Origin of the sequence: Plantactinospora sp. KLBMP9567 (genome assembly GCF_033446045.1) — a bacterium.
Taxonomy (GTDB): domain Bacteria; phylum Actinomycetota; class Actinomycetes; order Mycobacteriales; family Micromonosporaceae; genus Plantactinospora.
The window spans coordinates 17,052-27,006 of the sequence record NZ_JAWQRR010000029.1; the positions used below are offsets into that span (position 1 = coordinate 17,052).

Sequence of the window (9,955 nt, forward strand, 5' to 3'; positions counted from 1 at the left end):
CATCAGCGACACGCATCGACGAAGTAGCGGCCCTTCCCTCACCGGCGGTTATGTTGTCCGCTCGGCTCCAGCAGTATTACGGCCGCCTCCGACTCCCTCCCGACACGAGATCCACTTCCCGGCGTGGACCGGTTATAGGACCCGACGCTCCAGCACGCATCCGCAGCGCACCAGGTCGGGGAGGGCCTCCCCAGTTCCCGCCGCCACCATCTGAACGTTCCGCGCCCCATACGCCGGGGAGTTCCTCGCGGCTGCAATCCAGGAGCTACACCGCTTCCATGGCCTTCACCCTGAATTCGGGGGCTCGGCTCTCCCTCTGCCCCACCAAGGCAGGACCTCTAACGACGCCGCAGGCTTCGCGTGATGCTACGGACCGCTCAGTCGCTCCCCCTGACGGGGCTTTCGACGCTGGGCTTCGACCCGACCCGTTTCCAGACCGAGCCGCCAGCCTGCTACCGGGCCTCCTGGCAGCTACCCGGACCGGACTCACACCGGCAGGCGACGACGAGCTTACGACTCCAGATGAGCTACACACTCACCTCCAGGTCCGCTGGGCGCACGAACGATCGAGGTTAGGTTGCAGGTATTCGGCGACCATCCCCAGTGGCGGCCTGTCCGGGACAGAGACCTCATTGACATGAATCTCACGGTCAAGAATCGGCAGCCTCAGATCTACGCCTCGCCGAAAGTGCATGAGCGACGCTCTTTCGGCGCCGTACTCACCCACACAACATGAGCAATCTCTCCGATTCATCGCCGCCATAAGTATTTGTGCGGACATTAAACTCAAAGCCTCTGTATCCTGATGTCGATGCTGGCGCTGCCCCAGGTCAACCTGGGCCATCGCATCCAATCCGACCAGGTTAAAAATGTCGATCAAAAGTCCTATCTCCACTCCGTAAAGAGTCGCAAACGGCACCGATTCAAGTACCCAGCGCCTAGCAGCATACTCACCCGCAAGGGGTTGTACAAAGCCAGCCAACTCGGGCCAGAGTACGTTTAGGAGCGGCCGTGCCACCAGTTCGGTAACCCTCCCGCCACCGTCTGGGTCGATCCCGTGGGAGTGCACTATGGGCCGGTGATAGTAACCCTTGACGAAGGCAACGCTGATATCATCCAAGAGCGGCGCCACAAGTCCGGCAATGAATGCAGGAGGACATCCGACGAGGTCTCCGTCAATGAAGGCCACCAAATCACCGGCTGTGGATGCCAATCCCTTCCACAGTGCGTCCCCTTTGCCATCTCGGCGGGGTAGCTCTCTTAATACAAGGTCTTGGCTCACTACTGTGGCGCCTTCAGATTTCGCAATCTGCGCCGTAGAATCGGTCGAGCGGGAATCCACTACAACAAGCTCGTCCACCAGCCGTTGCTTTGTCATCAGTTCCCGCACTATCATCCTGACGATTGGCCCAATTGTAGCCTCCTCATTTCGCGCCGGAATTACGACACTTATGCTAGTGTCGCCTTTAGCTTTAATCACTTTGCTCAACGGCCAGTTGTCTGCACGGCTAGTGCGTCGAAAGAGCCACTTCCTAATCTCGGACTGCATGGCCCCCACCCGAACAGCATCCCCTGGTGCCACAGCATCACCATTCTCCATCATCAGGCTTCCTTTCCCGAACTCGCATTGCCCGCAGAATAGCCGAAATTGCTCGCAATGGCCCACAAGAATGGATCCGAGAATAGCCTCTCCAACTCCGGGGTCATCCACTCCCTCCACCCGCCGACTTTTCCACTACGCATCATCCGAGCCGGTGATCCGGATGTCCGGCTCGAAATCACCGCGTCCTCATGCACCCTCATGGCTTCGTAGGTACTCGCCTCAAGCGCCGCGACCATCGCTTCCTCGTCGACATACACATTCCAATGTCGCAGTGAACGGCTCATGGCAGACTTGCCATGAAGCTTTAGATCCTCGAATCGTAGGATCTGACTTGTCTCGCTACTGCCAGCGACCCTAAGCCACTCATCGTAAAACATGGCCCATGCGCTTATCGGATCGGGTCCACAAAAGAATGGCCTTTGCAGGAAGACCTCAAAGTCCGGGTCTACGACTTCCCATTCTAACTTGGCAAATCCTCTGTGATACTGATGCCAGGAGTAGATGGCGTCGCGGGGATCCCGCACAAGAAGCCAGATTCCACCAAATCGACACTCAGCCAGCTGACCGTAAGGCAGATGGCTCTTTGAACCGCGGCGCCACCGGTATCTTTCGACGGCCAATCCCTCTATCCCTGCGAGATGTGGCTGCGAGGTGGCTGCGACGGGCCAGGGCGCTCGGATCGGGAGTCGAAGTTCCATTCGCGTAGAGAACGTCGGTCGCTAGGTTGATATACTCCAGCCCTAGTTCGAGAAGGATATTGCCCAGCAAGGCCTGACCCGATCCGCCAAGGCTTGCTACGATAATGTCATCCTGGGACAAAAAGTTCATGTTCCGGTAGTGAAGCCCGAACCCCATCGAAATATACCGGTCTCTGCTGTCGAGAGGTCCTCGAAATCCCTTCAACTGTCAGTCCCTTCCCTGGTATGTAGCGTAGGTTCATCCTTCGTATCTCCAATGTGCGACAGCCTGGGGCGCCGGTGGAAGAAGATGAGGCCCCCCAGAGCGGCGCTCGCCGACGCCACTAAAAGACCAGCGGATGAATGGTGGTACTGGCCGATCGCGAATCCTGCCAGTGCGGAGCCGAGCGCCCCGCCAAGAGCAGCGAGCGTTCCAAGCCAGCTGAATCCCTCTGCCCTAACAGACGGAGGAGCGAGTATCGCGGTAACGGCATACTGCGCCGTGAATGTCTCCGCTAGAACCATCCCACCAAGTATTAGAAGAATTGCGATAATGAAGGGGTTGCTCATCGCCGCTAGAACAGCAAATGATCCGGCCAATGCGATTAGGCCGAGGCGATACCTGTTCGCCGCTGGCGGCTTACCGCCCTTAGCGCCAGAGCGAAAACCGCCTACTATGCAACCAACGAAAAGCGCGGCGACTAAGAACCCTGCGATAGCAGGGGCACCCGAACGCTCAGCGTAGGCCGTGAGCGAGAAGATCCCAGCCCCAACAGCCATCTCAAATAGGGACACCGAAACCAAAAAGATGATATACGCTCGCGTGTACAGACGCTGCGGTTTCCTTACGGCATTATCTGGATCCCCCGGAGCCCCGGATGCACTTACGGAATGTATTCTACTATCCTGGGTCGCCCAGACTTGTGCAACTAAAACAGCACCAATTCCTCCAAGCAATCCGGCAGCCAGTATGGCTATCAAGGGCCCTAACTGTTCACCGAAGACGACAAGTGCGCCCGTGACAACCAAGGGTCCGGTGACCCAAACTATCCCCAATTCTTGGGCATGTAGTGAATACGCGGCATTCCGCGTTTTTTCATCCGGGGTCATCGCTGTCCATAATGACTGCATGGCCCCCATTAGTGCAGGGCGCGTGGCGCCAACCGCCGCAGTGGCGGCAATGATCAGATAGTAGTGCGCGGAAGCGATTATTGTCAGTGTCAACAACGTGGACATGAGGACGAAAGCAATGGACATGAACTTGAGGACCAATCCCCCGCCGAATCTATCGATGGATCGTCCCCAGACGGGAGAGGTGACCCCAATTCCAGCCATGTACGTGAATAGCGCGAGGCCAGCCGAGGAATAGGAGCTTGTGACGTTGACAACAGCCAGGGTGACAGGAAGAGTCACCATTCCAATAGGCATCTGTCCAACCAGTCCCGCGAGAACTAGTTTCTTTGCTCCCGGCAGCCTGAGGACGTCTTTAAAATGCAGAACCTGGTTGTCACTGATCCCAAGGACAGATTTCAGCTTCATCGCCCCCACTCCTACGTCATCGTTGGATTCCGCTCGCCGCCACCCCTCCGCTGCCCTGTGGCCTCGCCTCGCAGCCCTTCTGCCCGAAGCTGTCCGGTAGGCGCCGGGCGACTCCCGGCGCTGGTTATAGAGAGCCGGCTGCACTGTCTTCGCTGCGGCCGTCCATCGACCTCGCTCTTACACAACCTGCGGCCTCCATCTCGTTGCAGGCGGAGGGGTCCGGGCGGTCTTCGTGTTCGCATCGCGCCGGAAGTGCCGTGGTCAGCCGAATCCGAAGTCCCTGCGCCGTGACCGAGATGGACGGCTCAGACATGAAAGTCGGCCTCCCTACCAATGGAGCTGTTCGGTTGCTCCAACGCGAGTTCGCCAGCCCGGAGCATCTGTTCGTACAGCGCCAGGTCACTGGCCGAGTCCACCTCGACCCAATCACCGACACACGGCACCGTCCTGATGGGCAGTCCCTGCTCGACGAGCAGTTGCAGCATGGTCGTCATATCCAGCCGGTCGGCCTGCGCCGCTGGCAGCGATCCGAGCAGACGCTCGATCTCCGCCCAGCCTGCGGGACCGATCCTCAGCAGGCCCATGTACTGCCCGTGCGCCTCTCCGGTCGTCGTCAGATGACCGCCGATCTGCAGCAGCAATTGCCCAGGGCTGCGCCGGAAGTTTTCGGCGTCGGCGAGCGGGTCGTCGAACCGGCGGCGCCAGAGACGCAACCAGTTCGGGTCGTAGCTGATCGCCAGCGGTGCTGCGGACCGGACGAGTTCCCGGACTGTGGCCGACGAGTACACGATGTCGCCGTAGGAGACGACACAATCCTCGGCGCGTAACCATGAGTGCGCTGTCTGCAGGGAGCGCACCATGTTGGTGCGATACCAGTACGGCGCGGTGACCGTGGTCCATCGCTCGTCGTGCAACTGCTCCACGTGATAACCGCCGACGACCAGAAGCCGATCGATCCCGGCCCGACGCAGGGCTTCGACCTGCCGGTGCAGCAAGGGTCGACCACCGAGCGGGGTCAGGCACTTGGGTCGGTCGTCGGTCAGCCCACCTAGTCGACTGCCTCTGCCCGCTGCCAGGATGATGCCTCTCACCGCCGCCCTCCGAAGTGGTCACGGAACAGGCACTGGTCCTCGGTGGCGAACGGAGTGAGCCGCTCGGGGTGCCACATGATTCCCGTGATAGGCAGGGTGTTGTGGCGTACCGCCTTGACGACACCATCGGAGGCCGTGACCCAGGCAGTCAGGGGCGGCCGGACGTCTGTCGCGGCCCAGTTGTGGTAGCTGTTGACGCGCCGGGTCCGACCGTCGACCACCAGACTCTGCGCGCCCCCGGCGTGGCCGCTCACCTTGGTCAGCCGGGTACCGAAGTGGTGCTGCAGTGTCTGCATGCCCCGACACACGCCGAGCACAGGTAGGCGTCGCCGCGTCGCGGCTTCTAGCAGCGCCTTCTCCGTTTCGTCACGCTCCGGGGCATCGCCCCCGTAGGCAAACAGGTCATTGCCGCCCGTGAGCAGGACGCCGACTACCGGCATCACGTTCAGTAGGCGGACCGCGATGGTCTTCCGGTTGGGTGCCGGTACCGGGAGGAGATTGCAGTCGTGCAGGAAGGCCGACCAGCGCTGATCGAGGGCGTCATTGCGGGTGGCATGGGTCTCGTCCACGGTGACCCGCTGCGAGACGAGTAGGCACCTCACCGCAGCACCTCGACCCGGTGGTTCAGACAGTCGATGTGGATCCGGCTCGCCCGCGCCAGCTGGTTGTAGAGTCGCTCGCCCGCGCCGATGACCGCCGGCACGCCGAACTGGTGCGCGCGGATGGCCATATGGGAGTTGGCTCCGCCGTACTGGGTTACGAACCCGGCGACTCCCCTCGAGAAGATCCAGTCGTATCCGGGATCCCCGCTGGGCAGTAGCAGGATTTGGCCGGTCAGGTCCTCGGCCATGGCCGCGTCGCGCATTACGACCCCTGACGCGGCTCGCTGGGTGATGTAGTTCGGTTCGGAGTCCGGCACGTGGAAGGCTTCGACCTCGTCCGGACCAGTCACCATCGGCGGCAGCACGATGCGCCGGGTCAGGGCGTACCGGTGACGCCCCTCGTCGATACCACGGCGCAGCAGCATGCCAGAGTCGTCCACGCCCCGGTAGAGATCGTCAACGATCTCGACAGTGAGATACGACAGCTCTTCGACGCCAAGACCGAACCGTCGGCCCAGGCGGGTAATTAGACGGAGCACTTCGCTGAGGTGGCGCGAGAATTCGAACTTCGCGTTTTCCCGCTGCTCGATGCTGTTCGCGATGAACGCGAAGAGTGCGTCGATGTCCAGGGCTAGGCCATGTGCGTTCAGCATCCGCTGAATCAAGCGCGCCTGAACGGCCGACGGTCGGAACGGCCGTGGGGTCTGCACCAGGTCCCCCCCGGCGGACCAGTCGAAGTACTGGTCTGGGGCCTCGTCGTAACGAGGCGAGCAGATGTCGTAGGTTCCTGGTCGCAGAAACCCATAGGTGTCGAGGAACTGCCGTTTCGCCATGGTCGCCTGGTCGCGGAGCATGCGGTTGGTGCTGGTGTCGAGACCAGACATCAGCTGTGCGACGTCCGTCTCGGTCAGTACCCCTGTGGTGATCATCGAACGGAGCATCTCGGTAGCGACGAATCCCAGCCGCGCGAAACCGGCGAATGCCAGTGTGCCGAATCGTCGGCAGTCCTCGACCAGCCAGTAGATCTGTGCCACCTCGTCGAGGTCAGACTGCCGGATGGTCTCGAACCGCTCACGCAACGAGGTGATACTGGCCTCGTCCTCCTTCCGCGCCGGGTGCGTCGGCGAGACCAGCTCGTTGGTCAGTGCCCGAAGGGCGCTCGTCAGCTGGTGGCGCTCGTCGTCGTCAAGCACGCTCGCGGTCTGGTGCGCCAACCGCTGCGGGAGCGTGAACGAGTAGCACGAGAAGACCCGGTCGAACTCGATCTTGTCGTAGAGTGTCGGATGGCGGGTAAGCCGATCGATGTAGTGTGTGGCCAGCTTTTCCGCGATACCCACCTCGACCCCGGCTGGGATGAGGGAGTTGCAGCTGGCCCGGACATCCACGTAGGGCAGCCCGCAGAAGTCGAGGATCAGCGGAAACCCGCGAACGTCCCGGTAACCGTAGCGGGCGCGTTGTTCGGCCCACTGGGCGTCAGTGATGAGCCGGCGGTACAGCGACAGCGCAAGGGGTTTGGGGCGGGTGCCGATGATCTCCGCCGGGTTCCAGTCCGGCATGACGCCGAAGACCGTCCGGGCGCCCAGCAGGTATGGATGACGGCGGCTACCACTGGCCACCTTCGCCTTGATGGCCGAGAGCGCCGCCTGTTCACGAGAATGGTCGTCAAGCTCGCCGACAACCAGTGGCCGCACCTGAAAAAGGTACAGTCCTCCGGATTCGTCGAACGCGAACTCGAAGTCGAGGTTGGCCGTTTCCAGGAGCGTCTCCAACTCGCCGGCGAGGGCAAGGACGCGGCGCAGCCGCGGCTCGAGGCCGGCGCCAGTGCCGTGCTTCCAGGCGTATGTCGTCCGCAGCGGAGCCGCCTTGCCACTGGTGACCGCAGAGCAATCTCCCCGCTGCTCGTAGTTCAGGACATAGTAGGCCGCACCGGTGTTCGGATCGCAGGTGAAGGCGACGCCGCTGAGGGCTGGCCGATCCAGCATCGGTTGCACCAGAACCTGGTGTCCCGTCAGATCGTCGTCGGGATGCACACGACGATACGAGTCTATGACGGCGTCGATGGCCGAACGGAGCTCATCCTGGCCCCGCACATCCGGCAACGACAGGTAGGCACCCGGCATCAGCGTCGCCGGATCATCCTCGTGCAGAGTGCTACTGCGCACGATCATGGGATGGTCCGGTGCACCGATTTGACGGACGGCGAACAGCACGGCCTCGGGGTCCTTGCGCCATGAACCGATCGAGAAATAGGCCAGCGGTAGGACTGCGGCACCATGCAACACCGCTCGCAACCGCTGGAGCGTCTCCGCTTTCGTGCCGAAACGCACGGGACGGTCGGCCACTGCTCCTGGGCTCAGGGTTTTGATCACGATTGTTCTCCCGCGTAAACGAGATTGAGCGTCCGGGCGACTTGATGAAGACCTGGAGAATGTTCGAGCGATGTGCCGAGGGCTGGTATCAGTCTCTCCGGCGCGCAGCCCATGCCCGAGAGAGATAGGTGGCCTCGACCTCGTCCGCATCGGCCAGCCGGTCCCGGACGTACTCCAGGAACCTTCCGAAGTCGACCTCACCGAGCTGGACGCGGACGTCGTTGACGGAGCGCCAGGCGCCGAGGTAGTGCTCAACGCTCTGCCTGACGACGTGCCGGCTCTCAATCGTCACTACATCGTCGAAGCCGGGATGCTGGTTCAACCGGTCGGTCAGGGTCTCGGTGATGCCCGACCGTCCCGAGGAGACCCGACGGAGATCGGGCTTCATGCGAAGGAGTTCGGCCTCGATCTCGGCGAGGAGCGGATTGCGTTCCACCAGCCGAGGGTTCCACAGCGCGACGAACCAGCCGCCGGGGCGCAGTACGCGACGGAACTCCGCCGTCGCACTGTCGAAGTCGACCCAGTGGAACGACGACGCCATCGTGAGGAGGTCGGCCGAGCCGTCGGCAAGTCCGGTGGCCTCACCGGTTCCGTCCCGCCAGACTATGTCGTGCCCACCGTCGTCACGCTGGCCGGCGGCCCGCATCGCGGCATTGGGCTCCACCGCCGTCACCGAACGGAATCCGACGCCAGCGAGCATGTGGGTCCACAGACCGGTTCCCGCTCCGACGTCCACAGCGTCCAGTGATGACGCCTCCCGGCGGAGCAGCCCCAGGACGGCGGACAGCACTGGCTTGGCGTAACCCGGACGGTACCTCCCGTAGTCCGTCGCCAGAGCCGTGAAGTCCCCATGTTGGAGTGCTGCTGCATGAGCCATGTTCGATCCTCCCTTCACTCAGCCCGATTCATAATTTGGTAACCTGAGCCTCATACCCCGTTACTAGATTCGAAACCTTCGATCTTGAAGGTGCTTGTCCTCGCGTGTGGACGAGGGCCTGCCGTTCACCCTCCATCAGCCGAGGGACAGAGCGGCTCGGTGTGGCGGCTACGGCGACCGGCGAGACGGGCCGGCAGGCAGGAGGCTGGTGAGCACCGTCGAACAGCCAGATGTCAGACGGGCCCGGCCCGGTACCGTGATCTGGATCACCGGGCTGTCCGGGGCCGGCAAGTCCTCGGTGGCCCGCCACGTCGTCGAGTGGCTCGCCGCCGGAGGCCAGCGGCCCATCCTCCTCGACGGAGACGAGGTGCGCGCCGTCCTTGGCGTTACGAGCGGCTTCGACCGCGACAGCCGACGCCGTCTCGCCCTCACCTACGCACGGCTTTGCCGACTACTGTCGGAACAGGGGCACGTCGTCGTCTGCGCCACGATCTCGCTCTTCCGCGAGGTGCACGAATGGAATCGAGCACACCTCGCCGGGTACTTCGAGGTCCTCCTCGACGTACCCGCCGAGGAACTGACCCGGCGCAACTCGAAGGGACTTTACGGTGCCGGAAACGCCGCCCGCGAGGTTGCCGGGATGGACCTGGACGTGGACATACCGGTCCGACCGGACCTGGTGCTGAGGAACTCCGGTGAGATCACCGCACAGGTCGCCGCGCAGCGCATCCTGGACCTCTGCGCGAAGCGGTATGCCTGGTGAGGTAGGCGGATTCGACTAACCCTGCAACGGCACGAACGACTGCCCGTACGGCCACCACGGGCGTCCAGGTGCGGCGGCGAACCTGGGCGCATTGTGTAACCCCCAGACGCCGCCTGCGCCGCCTCGGTGTCCATCCGGACAATCCGTCCCTTGCCGATCGTACTCGTCAACAGCACACCATGGGTAACCCCAGGCACCGGGTGATCCGCCGCATACCGGGCCTGCCCGGTTACCTTCGCGAGTCCATCCACCCTGTCCAGTGGGGCTCCGACAATTCGACTCATCGACTATCTCCGATCAAGTTCTACGTATCTCAACGGAATGACCCGGGGCCAACTCACTTGTCTGCGTTCAGTGGCGTACCTCAACGCGTCGGCCGCCCCCCGCCGTGTGGGACCCCCCCAACCGGCGGGGTCCCTCGCCCCCCCCGGCCC

The 9,955-nt window shown here is 62.5% G+C and carries 8 protein-coding genes; 1 reads left to right on the forward strand and 7 read right to left on the reverse strand.

The window, feature by feature from the left end:
- Nucleotides 1–535 precede the first annotated feature (535 nt).
- The 7 genes from R6Y94_RS23300 to R6Y94_RS23330 form a co-directional block, all read right to left on the reverse strand.
- Nucleotides 536–1,549 carry a glucosyl-3-phosphoglycerate synthase gene (locus R6Y94_RS23300; RefSeq protein ID WP_318398039.1) on the reverse strand — a complete coding sequence of 338 codons (1,014 nt, stop codon included), beginning with the start codon at nucleotides 1,547–1,549 and terminating at the stop codon, nucleotides 536–538.
- 53 nt (nucleotides 1,550–1,602) lie between these two features.
- Entirely contained in the window at nucleotides 1,603–2,301 is a 699-nt protein-coding gene (locus R6Y94_RS23305) for a sulfotransferase domain-containing protein (protein WP_318398031.1), read from the reverse strand.
- Between the two features lie 201 nt (nucleotides 2,302–2,502).
- Nucleotides 2,503–3,819 carry an MFS transporter gene (locus R6Y94_RS23310; RefSeq protein ID WP_318398032.1) on the reverse strand — a complete coding sequence of 439 codons (1,317 nt, stop codon included), beginning with the start codon at nucleotides 3,817–3,819 and terminating at the stop codon, nucleotides 2,503–2,505.
- A 305-nt stretch (nucleotides 3,820–4,124) separates the two neighbouring features.
- The gene (locus R6Y94_RS23315) at nucleotides 4,125–4,910 is read right to left on the reverse strand and encodes a phosphocholine cytidylyltransferase family protein (RefSeq protein WP_318398033.1); all 786 of its coding nucleotides are present in this window, start codon (nucleotides 4,908–4,910) and stop codon (nucleotides 4,125–4,127) included.
- Complete coding sequence (locus R6Y94_RS23320) at nucleotides 4,907–5,479, reverse strand: gamma-glutamyl-gamma-aminobutyrate hydrolase family protein (protein WP_318398034.1); 573 nt, start codon at nucleotides 5,477–5,479, stop codon at nucleotides 4,907–4,909. The genes R6Y94_RS23315 and R6Y94_RS23320 overlap by 4 nt, the downstream gene beginning before the upstream one ends.
- A 29-nt stretch (nucleotides 5,480–5,508) precedes the next feature.
- A complete protein-coding gene (locus tag R6Y94_RS23325; protein ID WP_318398035.1) occupies nucleotides 5,509–7,881 on the reverse strand; it encodes a PEP-utilizing enzyme in 2,373 nt (790 codons plus the stop codon).
- An 88-nt stretch (nucleotides 7,882–7,969) separates the two neighbouring features.
- A complete protein-coding gene (locus tag R6Y94_RS23330) occupies nucleotides 7,970–8,758 on the reverse strand; it encodes a class I SAM-dependent methyltransferase (RefSeq protein WP_412102851.1) in 789 nt (262 codons plus the stop codon).
- Between the two features lie 208 nt (nucleotides 8,759–8,966).
- Here R6Y94_RS23330 and R6Y94_RS23335 point away from each other — a divergent pair, with 208 nt between their 5' ends.
- Nucleotides 8,967–9,521, forward strand: a complete 555-nt coding sequence (locus tag R6Y94_RS23335; protein ID WP_318398037.1) for an adenylyl-sulfate kinase — start codon at nucleotides 8,967–8,969, stop codon at nucleotides 9,519–9,521.
- Nucleotides 9,522–9,955 lie beyond the last annotated feature (434 nt).

Bases quoted from the DNA above. Each gene is read 5' to 3' on its own strand.
- R6Y94_RS23300 (WP_318398039.1), bottom strand. From the start codon at position 1,549: ATGCAGTCCGAGATTAGGAAGTGGCTCTTTCGACGCACTAGCCGTGCA.
- R6Y94_RS23305 (WP_318398031.1), bottom strand. From the start codon at position 2,301: ATGGAACTTCGACTCCCGATCCGAGCGCCCTGGCCCGTCGCAGCCACC.
- R6Y94_RS23310 (WP_318398032.1), bottom strand. From the start codon at position 3,819: ATGAAGCTGAAATCTGTCCTTGGGATCAGTGACAACCAGGTTCTGCAT.
- R6Y94_RS23330 (WP_412102851.1), bottom strand. From the start codon at position 8,758: ATGGCTCATGCAGCAGCACTCCAACATGGGGACTTCACGGCTCTGGCG.